Consider the following 16994-nt stretch of genomic DNA (forward strand, 5'->3'; position numbering starts at 1 on the left):
GGACCCCACCAAAGTGTCTGCGCCCCGCTGTACGGTCTCGGCCGTGCGCAAAAACTGGGTCCTCGACTACACCGCCGCCTGGCATGACACCTGGGAGATCATCGGCGCCTTCGCCACGTTCGTTGCCGTTGCCCTGGCCCTGGTGGGCTTCTGGTTCGAAGCCAGACGGGCACAACGAGCCGACGCCCGAGCCGAGGCCGCAGAGGCGGGCCGAGCCGCAGATCGGGCCGCCACGGACGCTGACCGCGCCGCTGCGGACGCCGCGCGGATAGCCCGAGAGCGGCGCGCCCAGGCGCTGCTCGTTCTCGCGTATCCGGAGTGGCATGAAGAGCACCGCGGCCTAGGCGGAAGAGCGGTCGGGCACTGGCGCGTTCGGCACGGGAACTACTCCGCTTCACCGATATTCGACGTCTTCGCTCAAGCGTTCGTCGGCTCGGCAGTAGACTCAGAGATGACCAGTTCCGTCCTCGTTCCGGGCGGAGCTGGTGATTTCCTGACGACAGCGACGGACAATGCCGCACCGCCTGTGGCCGTCATCTTCTTCCGGGATCTCGCCGGCGTGCGTTGGAAGCGTTTGCAGACCGGTGAGCTGATAGAGGTGGACGAGAACCGTCGTCCGATCTAGCTCGGCTGGACGTCGCTCACCTTGAATTGCAACCGCCCGAGCCCGGGGCGGTCCAGGCCGTCGCTGACAGCGCGGACCAGCAGGGCCAGGATCGCGACATTGGGCTCCAGCTCGATGTCAACAACGCTCTCGTCGCCGGGACTGACGCCGCGCACCGGGCCGATGGTCGCCGCCAGGGCGCCGACGTCGTCGACCTCGACCGAGCCTGCGATCGTGAACGTGTAGCGCATCGGCCTGTGCTCTCCCTGTCGACTCGGTGTGTAAGCCTTAGGCGATCGGGAACGCTGTAGCGACTCGTCGATGGATTTCGTCCACCTGACCGGCGGTGAGCGCGCCGTCGCGGTTGAGCAGTTGCGCGGCCTTCTTCGGCCAGAGCACGTCGACTTCGTGAATGGAGAAGGCGCCACCGACCAGGGGCCAGTCGGCGTCGACGAAGCACAGCATCCCGCGCACCCGTGCCTCTGGGTACGACGGCGCAAGAGCAGCGGCGACGAGCTCGACCTGGCCGCGAACCCCGGCCACCAGCCGAGTGGAGTCCCGACCACCAACGGTTAACGTGAAGCTGCGAGGCCGCAGAATCCCACCCTCGACCTTCAGATCGGGCCGGCCGGTATAGCGCTTGGCATCGATGACATAGACACCGGTGGGCGCGACGGCGATGTGGTCGATGTTCGCCTTCGTGCCGGGGATCCGCCGGTCGTGCAGAACGCGCACGTGGTCTCTGGACCACTTGGCCAGGCTTCGAGCGACGACCTGCTCGCCTTTCGCCCCGGCACTCCACGCGCGGGAGCTCTGGGGCTCCTCGGTCAGCGCGAGGATCATGCCTGCAAGTCTCGGATGCGCGGCGCGGATGCGGTCCTCGCGTTTGGTCGCCCGCCGATCGTGCTCGCGCTGCGCCGAAGCCCCGGCATTGCCGATCTCAGGGACAGCCAACGGCGAAAATACCCGGGGCGCTTCCGTGCCGAACGCCGTGCTGACGCAGAAAGCACAGCGAATCGTCTTCGTTGCGCGCTCGTAGACGGCACTCTCGCCCACGCGCAGCTGCACGCCGCACAGGCGGCATGTCCCGGCAAAGCGCAAGCGCATAGCCTTGTCGGCAGCGCCCCCTGCGTCCCTGCCACTCATGGCGGCTGCATCGGCATATTGTCTCGATGACCTGAGTCGGTACGGCCGCCACGTCGCCTAGCGACCGGTGGGCTTCGCCGTGGCCGGTCCGGTTCACGGCCAGCCCCTCGCATGGCACGGGCACTCCGCCGCGCCGAACGCCTAGAAGTGCTGACATGCGCCAAGCTCGACGGCGTCACGTCCGCAAGACGCTGCCCGCGCTGGGCTTCACCCTCGCGGTAGCCTGCGCAGTGTGCCTGCGCCGACCACACGCAGCTGCAAGCGTTGCGGCCGACCGCTATCTTCGAGCGCGCGCCGGGATGCCAAGTTCTGCAGCAGCGCGTGCCGGCAAGCTGACTATCGGGCGCGCGCCGGGCAGAACGCTCCGCCTCAAGCCGAGCGCGAGAGTCCCCGCGAAGAGTAGTCCAACTCCGCCCTCGGCAAGTCGACGTGCATCGAGGCCGCCCGGCTCGAGCTCGGACTACGCGGCGCCGGGCGGAGTCCCATCGGACGCCACTCGCCGTTCGTGCGCGTTTACTCGAAGACCGGCGCCAAGCCAGCCGGCTGGTCCGACGTTCCTGCCTCAGGACGTGAAGCGATGCCCTGCAATCCCAGCTCCAGCGCGTCCGCTAGCCGCCGCAGGTAAGATTTCCATGCGACATCGGAGCCAAGATCGGACGGCGCAGGAAAGGGCAGACCCAGCAGCCTCGCTTCGTAGTTTGGCGCAGTCGCCCGGCGTAGCCGGCGACCGCCCAGCCGCCCGCCATAAATCGAACCAGGGGATCGCGAGGGGTACAAAATGGCTGCAGCATCCGACAACCTGCCGTTCGTGCCGCTGCGCGCCGTGTGACTGTACGCGAACACCTGATATCCGTCGCCGGCTGCCAACGCACCGCTGTTCAGCTTGTATTTGGCGTCGGCAATGATGGTCGCGCCGCGAAGTTCAAACATCAGGTCGACGTGCCGCGTCTTTTCTTCTTGGGACGATGCGTCAAGACTGTCGTCCGCTGGGCTCTCGTCCGCGTCCAGTGGTTCATTTCCCCTTATTTCGATCCAGGGTGACGGCACAGGAACCTGTTCGAGAACGCTTCCGCGATCGGCAAGAATCCGAAGTGCACCCGCGAGGCACTGTTCCCACCACTTATCCATGTAGAGACTGACAGCTACCGCGTGCGTCGACCGTGCCCGTCCGGGTCGCGGCAGTACCGTCCTTCGCTCGAGCACCTCGTTGGCGAGCTCAACCGTCCGCAACCAGGGCCGATCCAGCGGCGTCAAGACGAGACGCCGAACGGCTGCGAGGGCACGCTCGCGATCAAGAAGGGCCACGCTGTCCATTTGACGCGCCAGTGCGATCGCCCGCATCCGCGTCGGCGCAGCGAGGTTCCCAAATAGCGATGGGCAAGGATCAGTAGCCACCACACGGAGGCCAGCGAGCACAATCCTTAGCACCGTCGTGTCCGTCGAGAGTTCATCAAACCTCGACTCTATTCGCGGTCGACCTGTATGTAGAGCCAACGCCAAGCTCGTAGCTTCAAGACGGCCGCGCGGAGCTGCCAGGACCTCGACGCATTCTCGATATGCAGGCCGGGCTCGGCCGACCACACGCCCGACCTCGTCGACAAACATGCGATGGGTGACGAGTCTCAACAACGATTCAGCAGGGTCGCCGGTGTATCCCGCGCCGTCCAGTGCCCGATACTGGTGCCGCGCAAGCAGCATGAGGTGAACCAGGTCAACAAAGTCTGTTTTCCGGACTCCTTCGGAGGGAAATTCCAAGCTACCTGTACCATCTTCCGCGCGTACAAGTTGGAGAAGGTTCGCCTGGCTGCCTGCACGGGCAATCTCTAGCGCCCCACTCGCGAAGCTGTTAACGACGCTCTGCGTCGTATCGAGTTGAACAACGTCGCCCTCGAACATCGAAACGTGGGTCGACTCGCCCGGCCGGTGTTCGAGAAGGTGACGGCGGGGACTACTAGCCGGCGCCCAAGGCTCGGGCAGGACCGTCAGTGTCAGGACGCCGCCGCATCCGTCAGCCAAGACCGCAAAGCCAGTGCGAGTTCCGAATGGACTGGCTCTGAGCGCAATTCGAGACCTAGCCTGCACTTTCGCGAGCGCTTTCGTCATCGGGTGCGCTTTGCTGTGCGAGGTCGGATCCACCATCCCTATCGACCACAGCATCCCCTTGGGCACCGACATCCCCGTCGGCACCGACGTCCCCGTCGGCCACAACGTCCCCGCCAGCCACAACATCGCCGTCGGCCACAACGTCCCCGCCAGCCACAACGTCGCCGTCGGCCAGAACATCCTCGCCAGCCACAACATCCCCGCCGGCACCGACATCCCCGCCGGCCACAACGTCCTCGATCAAGAGGCCGCTCGACAGTCCGTGCCCGGCCTGCACGATCTCGAGGAGCAGCACGTCCTTCAGAAACCTGTCGAAATCGCCGAAGGCTTGAGAGACTTCATCCTTGGCACTATCGGGCAGGTTGTCCTGTATCCACGTCTGCCGCAGCTTTGCGATTAGCAACTCTGGCACGAACGCTTGACTTACCGTCTCGATAAGCTGCGGCAGCACCAGGAATCTCCAGACGTCGCGTTCACCACCGTCGCCACGAATCGCGCGATCCGTGCCAAAACGGCCAAAAGCGCGAGTCGTGGCCGGCCATGTGTAATCGGATCGTTCGACAAACGTCGCCAGCACGTCGTCTTTGGCGCCGTTGAACGGTACGTACTCCAACCGGACCTGCCGGTGACCATTCGGCGCCCAAACCATGACTCCATCGTTCATTGTACGGAATGGGAGCCGGGTCCCATGGGCGGAGAACCGGACGTTCCCTGCGGTTGGATTCTCAAGGCGGACGCCTGTGTAGATATGTCCAGAATACTCAACATCGAGTTCGACAGCCGTTCCGGGGCGATTAATGCTCTCATCCGGCGCTACGGCAGCCAAGAGCGCCGATGCCCAATCTATTGTCAGCTGGAACTGTGACCCCGTCTGTGTCGACGAATTGTCGGCCTGTATCCAGAATCTAACATCCGACGCGCGACCGTCGATCTGGAACAAGTAGCTATGGCCGAGCATCGCGTCCGGCCCTAGCGCCAAACGGAGCGCGCGATTCACGGAATCCAGCGCTTGCGCTGATCTCTGAAGCACTTCATCCCCGATTCTGGGCAAGGCGTCCTTCAACTCCCCCAGCAGCTCTTCGCCCGCCAGCGGCGATACTCGAACAAACGCGAATCGACGACGCAGTGCCGAATCCAGCGGTGCGATGGATCGATCCGATGTGTTCATCGTCGCCAGCACGTAAAGGTTGTCCGGCACACCGAGAAGCTTGTTGGAGTACGGGAGCTGAGTCCGCGCGCCCCCTGACCAGCACGCCCCGTGCCTTGCACCGGTCCGAGTGCACGCCGGGTCGTGGTGCAGTCGCTTGGTGGACTCCAGAAGAAGCAGCAGGTCACCCAGGACCTTGGGGACATTGGCGCGGTTGATCTCATCGATTAGGACAAGAAAATCCGAATCTGGCTCGGAAAGCGCGGCTCGAATCCACTTCCGAAAAACGCCAGACCTCAGCTCGAAACCGCGCGGCTTCGCCGTCGCCGGTGTGGTGCCAGAGGTGGCTACTCGCTTGGGATTGTATCGAATTCCCTCCACGAACTCTTCGTAGCTAGTGCTCGGATGGAACGTCACCGCCCATTTTCCGTCGCCTGCGCCGAGCAGCCGCCTCGGCCACGAACCGGCAATTTCAGCCACGGCGAACGACTTGCCAGTTCCGGGCGGGCCCTCAAGAATTACGTTCTTAGAGAGCTCAAGGGCCGCCAGGGCCTCCTTGACAGCCTTCGTCATTTCGGTTCCATTTCAACTCGAGGGCCTGGGCAGCAGGTCAGGCGCCTTCTCCGGAAGGCAGGGACGTAGCGGCAGCGTTCGCTCTCGCCTTAGCTGGGTCGTGCCGCAATGTGCCCGGTCGCTCGCCTGTCGGCTTATAAGCGCAGTAGTAGGCATGCTCCAGCGCGGGAAGAAGGTCGGCATAACCCAGCTCTTCGGCGAGCACGGCATCTATTCGATCGGTGATATCGCGCATTTCGGAGTGGACGTAGTTGCCCATCCATTTGCCGGCGTACTTAGTGAAGGCGACATGGTTCCCGAAGTCAGCGACGAGTTCGTCGGCGAGCTCTATAAGGCGCCTCTTGGCGTCGGCCGACAGCGCTCCGACGTTGATCGGGATGTTCCTGAGGATCTCGCCTGTTACGTCGAAGTCATCGCCCGTGCAATACCACCACACGAGCCCATATTTGGACGCAGTGATGGCAAGGCCGATCTTGGCGTCGTTCTCCGTCGCAAACGCAATACGGCCAACTTTGGTCTGTGCAGTGGGTGTGTAGTCGAGCTCGTACGCGGGTGGATCGTTCAAAAAGACTGACAGCCAATACAGTGCGGTCGTCTTGAATCCGATCGTGCTGCCCCCGCGAGCGGCGATCTGTGAAAGGCGTTGCTTGGGAACGGTTCGGGCGTAGAGATTCGCGACGTTGTCATCCACGAGACGGATCCACCCTGCATGCGGTCGAACGGCGTTGGCGTTGACGTAGCTGAGAGTCTCGAAGAGTGCAGGGCGGTAGTCATCGAACCAGCGATGGGTTTTCGTTACGTGGAGGGTATTGCCCTCTGTGCCGTCTCCTGCCCCAACGACGATCGTCGAGCGCACACCGAGTCCAGCCGAGAAGAGTGCCGCGGGGTTCCGGGAGAACGTGCTGACCCACAGATGTGTGAATCGCCCCTCGAGGAACTTGCGGAGGTCAGTAAAGTCAGCTCCGAACTGTGCGGAGATCGGAACGATAAGAGTCATGCGACCGTCGGGGCGGGTGATCTGTGCGGCCCGTTCAGTACACGGTGCATAGATGTCAGGCGTCCCGTCGGTGACGAAGCCACTGAAGCTGTAGGCCTTGATCTTGTTTCGGTTCACGTACGGCGGGTTGCCGATTAGTACGTCAAAACCGCCCTCGGCGAACACTTCGGGATATTCGATGAACCAGTGAAACGGCGAATGAGTTCGCAGCCATGTCGGGAGCGACATGCGAATGCCACGAACCGAGTGGTAGTGCTCGTTGACGATGCCACGAACCTCGGAAAGTAGCGCCGCTAGGGCGTCGCGGGCACTCTTGACGGCGGTTGGGTCGCCTGACTCCTGAATATTGCGAAACTCTCTGTAGGCAGCGCTCACGGCACTAGCCTTCTCCACCACCGCTTCGATGGTTTGCTCCGCGAAGAGGTCGGTGGTGTCCTGTATTTCCTCGACGGTGCGAGCGCCAACGAGCATATTGCCCGACTTGATATTGAAATCCAGGTCCGGCAAGGGCTCTAGATGCTCACGGTCGTCGATCGCTGACACCAACTTTAGGAACAGCCGGAGACGCGCAATCTCAGTGGCTTCCTTCATGAGATCGACGCCATATATGTTGTTCAGGGTGGCGTGCTTCAGGATGAAATACGTCTGGTTTGCGTGCTTGTCTACTTCTGCAAGAAGCGCCCGAAGCTCGGGGTCAGATGAGGTGACCGCGTGAGCCCGAGCCGCATCCAAAACGGCGTCGTAGAGCTCGAGCAGGATTTTCAGCGCGGCAAACAGAAAGGCCCCCGAACCGCACGTCGGGTCGATGATCTTGAGATCCGTCAGGATTCGCCAGGCGGCGACGACGTTGCCCGGCGAGTCCATCCCGTCGATGACCGCTGTGGCGAGGCTTTCGAGGTCGATATTCCACGTGACAGCTTCGTCCACATTGTTGATGGTGCCCGTCTTCGCGTGCTCCAGCACGCGTGTGTAATTTGCTCGACGCTGCTCGACTTCCCAGATCGTCTCGCCAGGAAGCCCATGGGTATCAGGAGCACGGCCGTTCCATGCTGGCCGTGGGAAGACGTGGCGCTGCTCCTCCACGCTGTCGGGCATCGGTTCAGTCAAACCGTAGACAAGGCTATCCCACACGAACGCACCTGGCTCCTGGGCGACGTAGTCCCAGGGGTTGATCCCGGTTCGGGCCTGCAGCCGCTCGAGGAACACGGGCAGAAGCGTCGACGACGTCATGTAGTGCGTGACGTCATCCTTTGTATAGTAGGCGCCTTGCTCTTTCTGGTTGATGAACTGTTCGAAGATGTAGCCGAGCACATCGGGGTTTATTTCGTTCTGATTGCTCGTTGGTCGCTCGTCGAGGTGCCACTGATAAGAGTCGAAGAGGTCGAAGATCGACTCGAATACGGCGTCAGGAATCGAGATGTTGCTATGTGCGGCTTCGAGCTCGTGCACGGCAAAGATGCCACCGTTGATAAACGGTATATCTCCGATGAGAGACTTGATGAATGGATCGCTCACGTGGAGGCCAGGTGCGCCAAGGCCGTCGTGGAACATCGGCAACAAGAAGTCACGGTAGAAGGTGTACTGCTTGTGGCTGCCGTCTCCGCCCTGGCCATGCAGCGTATTGAGCCGCGTGCGCAGGTAGTCACGGTCGTTGTCCATGAAGCCCTTGCGCTGCATGAAGTAGGTAAACATGAGCCGGTTCATCAGGAGCGCGGAATACCACTTGCGATCGCCCTCGACGTCGAGACCATAGATGGCTCTGACCAATGCGTCGTGCTGTTTCAGGAACTTCTTGTAGAACTCGTTGGTGATCTTGTCGGCGTCAAAAGCCGATCGCATGCGACGTAAGACCTCGGGTACGCTCGGAGATTCGTTGAACCCGATCTCGATCATGGCTAGCCGCTGGTCGAGAGCTGCATTGTCGCTACCGACTGCATGGTTGTGGGTGACTAGTCGAGCCTGTCCCGAGCCCTGGGTATTTCCCACTTGCGGCCAACGCCATGCCTGTACATGACCATCGGAGAAGATCACAAGACGCTCGTCGGAGACTCGTCGAAGCTCGGCGTCGATGAGTCTCTGCGCGCGGTTGTCGGGCATGCTGTTGATCTGCCAGACGCGAACTCCCTTGTAACCGGCTACCTGCCGGGCTTCATGTGTCGTACCGTCGACTTCGACGTTGACCGGGACTGTGATGTCGGGCCGGTTCCAGCCGAGCTCTTCGAGAAATAGCCCCCGTATATCCCCTCGGTTGACGTAGTCGAGACGGGTTGTCACTCGCTCACTCCCATCGTGCAAACGATTCGGATGGGGTCGCTCCCGGCAGTGTCAGGAATGATTAGTCTGTTGTCCCGATGCAGGAGGGCGACGAGGTCTGCTAGGTCGTCGTCGTTCGCTCGGGTTGCGAGCGCAGACTTGAGCCGTCGCTCGGCGTCGCGTGTCAGGGGACGGCGGAATAGCGCTTCGAGTGCGTCGCCGACGCCGGGGTTGAGACTTACAAAATTGCCGTTCAGCCGGCTCCAGACACGCTTACGGATGCCACGCAGCCGTCCCTCGATAGTGGTGGGCTTTGCGAGCGGGCCACGTGCGAGAGCAGCCGTAAGCTCGAAGTGGTCGACGCGTAATTCCATGCTCGGAGTGTTCACCTCGGCACGGAACACACGGAGCGCCTCATGGCCCGTCAGGAGTCTCTGGTCGCCCGACTTTGATGCGAACCCGAAACCATCGGTGCCGTTCTCGGTGCGAACGTAGCATGCGACGCCTGAGAGGTCGTCCGCTGCCGTGGATGCGCGGGTTGCGTGGACGAGGTCGGGTAGTTCGGTGACCTTGTGGGCAATTTCCGGCGTCTCGTTCTCGGCTCGTGACCAGACCTCGTAAGCCAGGCTCGAGGCGTCGACTTCGGTATCAACTTCGGTCTCGTCAAGCTTGCCGTTGTAGAGGTCTTCGATCGCCCTGGTCTCGTCCTCGGTGCCGAAGAACACCTCGTCTGAGCCGAACGCCTCGGCGTTGGCTGCGAGGCGATCCTTGATCCGTTGACGTAGGGAGATGACGTTCTCGACTGACTCATGAAAGAAGGAGTAGATGAGAATCTCTTCGGCCTTTTGCCCGACGCGGTCCACCCGGCCGGCACGCTGAATGAGCCGGATGATGGCCCAGGGAAGGTCGTAGTTGACCACGATGTGAGCGTCTTGGAGATTTTGCCCCTCCGAGAGGACATCGGTGGCGATGAGGACGCGGTTCTGCGCCGTCTCGCCCAGCTCGATTTTTGCCTCGTCGTTCGGCTTCCGGTTGGAAATTGGGGCGAACGCGCGGACTGCCGAGGTCGGGTCTTCAGTGTCGCCAGTCACCAGGGAGACCTTGTCGACATGGGCCGCTCTTAGGGCTCTGGCTACGTACTCGGCGGTGTCCTTGTATTCGGTAAACACGAGGACCTTCTCGTCAGCGTGCGTCTTGCTGACAAGTTCGACGAGCGCTGCAATTTTGGAGTCAGCGCCGACGGTCCACTCGCCGTATGTACTAAGCAAGTCTCGCAGCTCGTCGGAGTCGAGCTGAATGTCCGTGGCGAGCGCCCGCTTGAAGATTCCAGCACGGACCCAAGTCACACTGCTTGGGTTGCGCTGCCTGAGAGCCTCGTAGTCCGCCTTACCGTTCCCCAGAGATCGGTCGCCTTCGTCGGCTTCGCTTTCGTCGTCCTGGGCGCTGTTGAACATCGCGTCGAGCACGGTGCCCACTGGCAATGGCAAATCGTTTGCTATTGCGTAGAGCCACATGTCGTTTCGGGCCAGGTGACGGGTTACCGAGAGAACGTACGAGTGCCCACATGACGAAAGCCGCTTGTACAAGCCGGTGCGGATAAAGCCGGTCAAGTGACCGCTGGCGCGCTGAAGGCGCTCGACGAGGTCTGTTTCCTCCGTAGTCCGCTGCGACTTCGGATTCACATACGCCCCGAGATTGTAACGGGGCAGGCGCAATCCATCGATTGTGTTGAGCGTGTTATCCGACGCCATGACCGAGGCGGGGTCGTCCACGCCAAACGAGTGATCGATGGGCTTTGGCGTGCGCTCGGGGAAGTAGAAACGGCTACCGTCCGGGTACAGAAGGTAGTCGCGTCCGTTCTCGGCGTCGGTTCTGGCGTAGTTGTTCCGCACAAAGGACCGTGTCCGCCGGACGAGGTGCTCAGACATCAGCCGCTTCCAGTCGTCCGCCTGTTCCGACCTGCGGAAGGCCAGCAGCGTGTTCGTCTTGAAGTCGACCTGCTCCGCGAGCCGGGGGTCGAGAAGCATCGCCGAAAGCGGCTGCAGTCCGAGATCGTCGTCGTCGTCGATGTAGAGCCCCAGCTGGTTCGCAACGTCGGTGAATCGAATATTGTAGGGAGTGGCCGTCAGCAGCAGGACCTTGCTGCCTGCGTTCTCGATGTAGTCCTTGATGGCGACGTAGTCACGGCGCTTGTCGGACCGGAGCGTGTGCGACTCGTCACAGATGACGAGCTGATACGCGCGCATGTCGGGCAAATCCCGATGCGCCTGCGTGTATGAAACGACGCGTCCGGGCACGTCGTAGGCATCGAGGTGCTCCTGCCACATCTTCACGAGGTTCTTGGGGCAAAGGACGAGTGTCGAGTAGCCGTACTCCTCCCGGAGCATCAGCGCCGCCGCAACAGCCGTGAGGGTCTTGCCGAGTCCCACGACGTCGCCAAGCATGGTGCCGCCTCGAGTTACGATCCGCCGCGCGAGGGTCTGCACTGCGTTGACCTGGTACTCGAGCAGCTTCTCACGCATGGAAGGCGGCAGGCTGTACTCGATGAGGCCCTCTCGAACATCCCTGGATAGGTGCCAACAGACCTTCAGGAATACTTCGTACGGTGTGAGCGGATCTTCGCCGGCCCAGGACTCATCGATCAGCGAAATCAGGTCCGCGGTGATGTCGATGGAGAACTTGTCCTCCCAGCGGGCGATAAACCACGCATCCAACTTCTTGGCGGCGTCGAAGTCGAGGACGTCCACGTTCAACTCGTAGTTGTGCCGCAGGCCGGACATGGTCAGGTTCGAAGAGCCGACAAAGCCGACGATGGGCAGATTGGCATCCTGCCGATGGCACAAGTACGTCTTGCCGTGGAGCGGGCGGCGGGTGAACAACTTGATCTTCACACGGCCGTCTGCGAGGTGTTGCCGGAGTCGTCGGAGGCTGTGCTGGTCGTGGGCGTTCGGGATGCCGCGCATCAGTTGCGTACGAAACTTCATGACCGCCGCCTGCCGGCGCGCGCGCGCGACGTCGCCGTCGATGCCCTCGTCCTCGTCTGTGCCTTCCAAGTCATCCTGGAGGGCACGGAGCAACTGCTCGTCGGGATCTGCAAGGGTCATCCCCACCAGCACACGCATCACGGGCTCGTCACTCACGGCTGAAGCGTCGACAGCATCCGCAAAGGTGGCCCAGCCGCGCAGGTTGAAGTAGCCGACAGCAGCATCCATACGCTCCGACGCACCGAAGGTCTCGATCAGGTGGGGACCGAGGTCGGCGTCGATGTTGTCGAAGATCCGGGTCATGCGCTGTGGTCCCGCTCTCTATGTTTCATACTTCCGTCGATGCGTCGCGGGGGCTGGCCCTGCAGACGTCACGATAGGGCCGAGGGCGCCCGGACGACCGAAGGGCGCACACACGACTCCGCGGCCACGCCTCTCCCTAGCTATGACTCCGTCCGCCGCCTGACTTCCATCTCACGCGACCAGCGCCTCGTGACAGCAGCTTCCCGTGACGGGGACCGTAGTCCTCCCGACCGACATCCTGGGATAGGACTTGGCCGACCTTCGGATGACCGTCCGCCGCTCGGACGTGCTGGTCAATGACCTCGATCCAGCCGCGGCAGGGCCAGACGTTGGCTCGCACCGGCCAGGGCGGCACCAGGGGTGCGTCGGGTGCGGTGGGCCACGGTTACCAGATCTCGAAGCCGGTCGCGGACCCGGAAGCGGACCTGGACATCGCTGAGCACGGGCATTCTTGGTCTGACGGCGAGCGGAGGTCGGGCATGGACGTAGCAGAGCATCTCCGGAGCGGAGAGTTTCAGTCGATCCGAAGTGCCGTACGCGACGGCAACTCCGATCACGCGCGCAAGCAGCTGAGTGAGCGAGGCAAGGCTCAGGAACTCATCCGACAGCAGTACTCCGGGCGCTACCCCTTCGAACTGCTCCAGAACGCCAACGATGCCGCCAAGGAGAGTGGCCTCGAGGAGGGGCGCAGTGCCTACTTCCTTCTGACCAGATCTGCGCTCATAGTGGCGGACAACGGTGCTGGCTTCGGCGAACGCCAGATCCGCTCGATCTGCTCGTTGGGCGATTCTTCAAAGGGTCCTGGTACGGCGATCGGGCACAAGGGCCTTGGCTTCATGTCGGTCGGTGAAATCACGGCGCGTCCGCAAATCATCTCCACCGGAGCCGAGTTCCAGTTCGACGGCGAGCAGGTGCGCGAGAACGTCGAGAAGATTCTCGGCGCACTGCCCAATAACCAGCGGTTCCCGGTGTACGCCTTCCCCTTCCCACTGACCGACGATGACCTCGGCGCCGACGCCGATGAGGTCCAGCGACTCCGCAGCGAGGGCTACACGACGGTCATACGGCTGCCGTTCGCCGAGACGGTGGCACGGGAGACCGTCGAGGGACACCTCCTGCAGCATCTCTTCCCAAACTTGTTGCTCTTCCTACCGAGCATCCAGACGATCGAGCTGCACGGCACGACCAAGGACTTCGCGGCGACAATCGTGCATGAACGGGACGGAGTCGCTTCGAACGCCTTGCTCGAGTACGGCAGCCAGGTCGAGCAGTGGCTCATCTACCGGCATCAATTCTCGCCGGCACGCGAGCTGCTCGAGCCGCTGGGCGACAGCTGGACCGACATCGAAGTGCTCCACATCTCCATTGGGGTGCCACTGGACGACGCTGGGCAACCCAAGACCCGGACGCCCTATCCGCTGAGCGTCTACTTTCCTACCGAGGTCTTCGCGGGTCTGAGGGCATCGATCCATGCAGAGTGGGTCCTAACTCTTGACCGCAAGCACATAGCCGACACGCCAGAAGCCAGGCCGCTCAACAATGTCATCCTCAACGAAGTCGCGAACTTCGTGGCCGACACCTTCGCCGTCGATCTGGTGGAGCGGTTCGAGGTCAGTCGCGCAGCCGTCCACTCCCTCACGCCGGGACTCGATACGGCTATCTCCCCAGGCTCAGGCAGCGGGCTCCGCGAGCTGTGGATCGAGGCGCTGGCGCGGTCCGCATTCATCCCGACCGCCGGCGGAACGCTCCGATCGCCGGCCGAACTCCGCATGCTGCCGCCGGCCATCTCGGATGCCTTGTCTGCGCACCGCTTCCTCGACCTCGACCCCAACACCATGCTGCGGCCAGACCTGGAGGGTGTGCGGGCAGTCCGCCAACTCATCAGGAGGCTGGCACCGCATGCCGAGCTTGGCACCGACGAGTTCGTCGCCCAGCTGCGCGCCGTCGAGCCGGACGAGCTGGCCGACTACTACCAATTCCTGCTGGCCTGCCGTGAGGCGATGGGCGGCGTGTTCACGAGCGCACTCGCGAAGGTTCCTTGCGTACTGACTGCTCGCGGCGAGTGGGTAGCGCCCGGCCAGACGCCCGTCTTCCTACCGCGAAGCCGAGGCGAAGCATCGATACCCGAGGGCATTCCGGTCCCGATCGCCGTCCTGCCGGACGACGTGAAGGACTTGGACAAGTTCCTCGAAGCGCTGGGCGTCAAGCCGTTCCAGTGGCGCACGATTATCGAGAACTACCTCATGGATGTCCTTCGCGATCCGGCGGCCGACAGTGGGCTCCGACATGAGGCACTCGCCAGCCTTGAGGCCTACAACCAGCAACGCATCGGTGAAGCCGTGCCAGCGGTGCTGGCCGATGTGCTGCTCCCAGCCAGAAGCGCAGACGGTACCCAGCGGCAGTTGCGACGGAGCGGTGACCTGTACCTCGGCCGCTCCTGGACGGAGTCGACCGACCTCGAAGTCCTGTACGGCCCATTCGGCCAGGCTGAGTTCCTCGACGTCGAGCCGTCCGAAGACGCAGACGAGAAGGAGGAGGCGCTCAGGTTCTACGAGATGCTCGGGGTCGTTGGGCACCCGCGCATCGAGGGAGAGACCACCAACCACGTTGGGTGGGCCCATCCGCATGGGCGGGATCCGGTGTTCTCCGAGTGGTGGAACCTGCCGAGGACGCGCGAGCTAGCAAGCAAGTGCCAAATGGGCCATCCGGCGTCTCAGCGGCTCAACAAGTCGTACCGACTCGACCGCCTTCCGGAGATCCTCGATTCCCAAGACAGGCACCGGCTGACAACCCTGTGGCGGCAGTTGGCCCTGCACCGGGACCTGTACAAGCCGGCCATGACTGCGACTTTCCACTGCGTGGCGAGTGTCAGTCACACCGGTCCGCGAGACCGAACTACTGACTCGCTCCTTGCATACACCCTGCGCTCGCGCGCTTGGGTCCCAGTCAGGCGCGGCGACGCGGACGAGCTCTCGGTGCCCGAGGATGCCTGGTACGAGGCGCCAGACACGCCGCGCGGCATCCGCGTCCATCTGCCGCTCATTTCCAATGATCTACGTCAACTCAAGGGCGGCACGATGCTCGCGGCCGATCTCGGCCTAACGGATGTTGCTCGACCGCGCATCGATGACCTGCTCACTCTCCTCGGCCGCCTCTCCTGCGACGCGGACGACGCCGGCGAAGTGAGCAATGAGGTTGCCTACGCTGCCCGCTGGGTGCAGCGCCGGATCAACGACAACCTGCACCGAGACAGCAAGCCACACCCCGCACCCGAAACCGTGCGACTACTGGCAGTCGAGAGCGGCGTCAAGAAATTCGTGGCTCAACCGGCCTATGCGGTCGACCGCCTCATGCGCGAGGCGTGGGAGAAGCTGGAGCCGGTACTCGTGTCGGACAACCAGCCAAGTCGGCTGGCCAGGTATCTGACGCTCCTCGACCTCGGTGAGGTGGTTGACACCGTCCCGGATGCCGTCATCGGGGACTACGAGCGCGGCAGCGAGCCCGATCGCTGGGTCCGTCAACGGATCGACGCGCGCAAGCCTCACACCTTGGCGCTGATTAGGGCCGAGAATCCAGGTTCCGACGAACGTGCTCAACGGGACCTGCGTTGGCTTGAAGTCGTCGTCTGCGAGGACCTGGCGCTGCGCTACAAGCGCGGCGAGATCGAGATCCCTCGTCCGACAGCGCCCTGCTTCATTGATGCCCGAGTCACTCGCGTTGGAAGCGTCAACCATCGAGTCGGCACGGTGTATCTCCGCCTGCAGCCTGGACCGAGGCCCCAGCCCGATTGGCACGCCTTCTCAAGCCAACTTGCCGAGTTCCTTGGCGTTCCGACATTGTCGGACGCCATCGCCATGATCTTCACCACCACCCGTGAGAACCGGGACAGCATGCTTGCCCAACATTCTGTCGAGCCAGTCGACGTCGCCGAGGCACGTCGTCGGCTGGAAGTGTTCGAGGAACTCGACGATGAGCGGGCCGACGCACTCAACGGCCTACTCCCGACTTCGCCGGGGTTCGACTTGCCGGTGGCGGCCGCCACGAACCCAGGCACTAGCGTCACCGTCGCCATTTCGGCAGTGGGACCAGTCGCCGGGGGCGAAGTGTCTCCGACGCCTTCAGCCGCTTCCGAACCTCCTCAGCCGATTGTCGTCACGCCGCTCACCCCTCCAGCGGTCGACCTGTCCAAGGTCACGATTGTTGACGCAAAGCCAGGAGCAACCGTCTCGTCAATGCCGCCCAAGCCAAGTGCGGGCAGCTACGGCGGCGGTGGAGCCTCTTCTGCGCCGACAGCAGCCGAGAACCAACGCAATAGAGACGTCGGCAAACATGGTGAGCGGATCGCCTACCAAAAGGAGATGGCGCGGCTCGTCGAGGGCGGGTTCGACCCGTCGCAGGTTAAGTGGGAGTCCGAGCACAACGAGCTGGCTCCATATGACATATCTAGCATTGATGGCGGCCAGATCATCTACATCGAGGTCAAGTCGACGACCGCTTCTGATCCCGTCGAACCGTTCGTGATTTCGTACAATGAGCTCGTGTTGGCGGGCGTTAAGCGAGATCGGTACTTCATCTACCGCGTGACAGACGCGCTGAGCGAGACACCGACGATCACGCGATTCCGCGACCCCTTCGGTTTGATCCTCGACAAGAAGGGCGAGTTGCACCTGCGCAACGCCACGATGTCTTTGACGGTCGAGCCAGTCGACGACCGTGACGAAGAGGCGACCGACGGGATTGACTAGATCGTGTCTCCCATAGGTGCGTCCAGGGATGTCCGCGGACGACGAAGCTCGTCGGTCGAACAGCGCTGCGGCGGTGACGCCCTCACGCGCTCGAGTGGGCTCGTGTCCTGCGTCAGGTGATGCGCGACAGTTGTCCGCC

The 16994-nt window shown here is 62.6% G+C and carries 8 protein-coding genes; 2 read left to right on the forward strand and 6 right to left on the reverse strand.

Annotation, left to right across the window (positions count from 1 at the left end; all coding sequences use genetic code 11):
- Nucleotides 1-43: 43 nt before the first annotated feature.
- Nucleotides 44-625 carry a hypothetical protein gene (locus tag Cch01nite_RS09985; RefSeq protein ID WP_203752482.1) on the forward strand — a complete coding sequence of 194 codons (582 nt, stop codon included), beginning with the start codon at nt 44-46 and terminating at the stop codon, nt 623-625.
- On the opposite strand, the gene Cch01nite_RS09990 is transcribed toward Cch01nite_RS09985, so the two are convergent.
- The 6 genes from Cch01nite_RS09990 to Cch01nite_RS10015 all read right to left on the reverse strand — a co-directional run bounded on the left by Cch01nite_RS09990 (nt 622) and on the right by Cch01nite_RS10015 (nt 12110).
- On the reverse strand, nt 622-855 hold the full coding sequence (locus Cch01nite_RS09990; RefSeq protein WP_203752484.1) for a hypothetical protein: 234 nt from the start codon (nt 853-855) through the stop codon (nt 622-624). The genes Cch01nite_RS09985 and Cch01nite_RS09990 overlap by 4 nt on opposite strands.
- A gap of 37 nt (nt 856-892) precedes the next feature.
- Nucleotides 893-1672, reverse strand: coding sequence for a nuclease-related domain-containing protein (locus tag Cch01nite_RS09995; RefSeq protein WP_239070239.1), 780 nt, complete (start codon nt 1670-1672; stop codon nt 893-895).
- 591 nt (nt 1673-2263) lie between these two features.
- Nucleotides 2264-3646, reverse strand: coding sequence for a 5-methylcytosine restriction system specificity protein McrC (locus Cch01nite_RS10000; protein WP_203752490.1), 1383 nt, complete (start codon nt 3644-3646; stop codon nt 2264-2266).
- A gap of 175 nt (nt 3647-3821) precedes the next feature.
- The gene (locus tag Cch01nite_RS10005) at nt 3822-5573 is read right to left on the reverse strand and encodes an McrB family protein (protein WP_203752493.1); all 1752 of its coding nucleotides are present in this window, start codon (nt 5571-5573) and stop codon (nt 3822-3824) included.
- A gap of 37 nt (nt 5574-5610) precedes the next feature.
- Nucleotides 5611-8844 carry an Eco57I restriction-modification methylase domain-containing protein gene (locus Cch01nite_RS10010; RefSeq protein ID WP_203752510.1) on the reverse strand — a complete coding sequence of 1078 codons (3234 nt, stop codon included), beginning with the start codon at nt 8842-8844 and terminating at the stop codon, nt 5611-5613.
- Nucleotides 8841-12110: a helicase-related protein gene (locus Cch01nite_RS10015; protein WP_203752513.1), complete on the reverse strand. Its 3270-nt coding sequence runs from the start codon at nt 12108-12110 to the stop codon at nt 8841-8843. The genes Cch01nite_RS10010 and Cch01nite_RS10015 overlap by 4 nt, the downstream gene beginning before the upstream one ends.
- A gap of 296 nt (nt 12111-12406) precedes the next feature.
- On the opposite strand from Cch01nite_RS10015, the gene Cch01nite_RS10020 reads away from it, so the two are divergent.
- Nucleotides 12407-16855 carry a protein NO VEIN domain-containing protein gene (locus Cch01nite_RS10020; RefSeq protein ID WP_203752516.1) on the forward strand — a complete coding sequence of 1483 codons (4449 nt, stop codon included), beginning with the start codon at nt 12407-12409 and terminating at the stop codon, nt 16853-16855.
- The last annotated feature ends 139 nt before the right edge of the window (nt 16856-16994 follow it).

Origin of the sequence: Cellulomonas chitinilytica, assembly GCF_016862675.1 — a bacterium.
Lineage (GTDB): Bacteria > Actinomycetota > Actinomycetes > Actinomycetales > Cellulomonadaceae > Cellulomonas > Cellulomonas chitinilytica.

Bases quoted from the DNA above. Each gene is read 5' to 3' on its own strand.
- Cch01nite_RS09990 (WP_203752484.1), bottom strand. From the start codon at position 855: ATGCGCTACACGTTCACGATCGCAGGCTCGGTCGAGGTCGACGACGTC.
- Cch01nite_RS10000 (WP_203752490.1), bottom strand. From the start codon at position 3,646: ATGTTCGAGGGCGACGTTGTTCAACTCGATACGACGCAGAGCGTCGTT.
- Cch01nite_RS10005 (WP_203752493.1), bottom strand. From the start codon at position 5,573: ATGACGAAGGCTGTCAAGGAGGCCCTGGCGGCCCTTGAGCTCTCTAAG.
- Cch01nite_RS10015 (WP_203752513.1), bottom strand. From the start codon at position 12,110: ATGACCCGGATCTTCGACAACATCGACGCCGACCTCGGTCCCCACCTG.
- Cch01nite_RS10020 (WP_203752516.1), top strand. From the start codon at position 12,407: ATGACCTCGATCCAGCCGCGGCAGGGCCAGACGTTGGCTCGCACCGGC.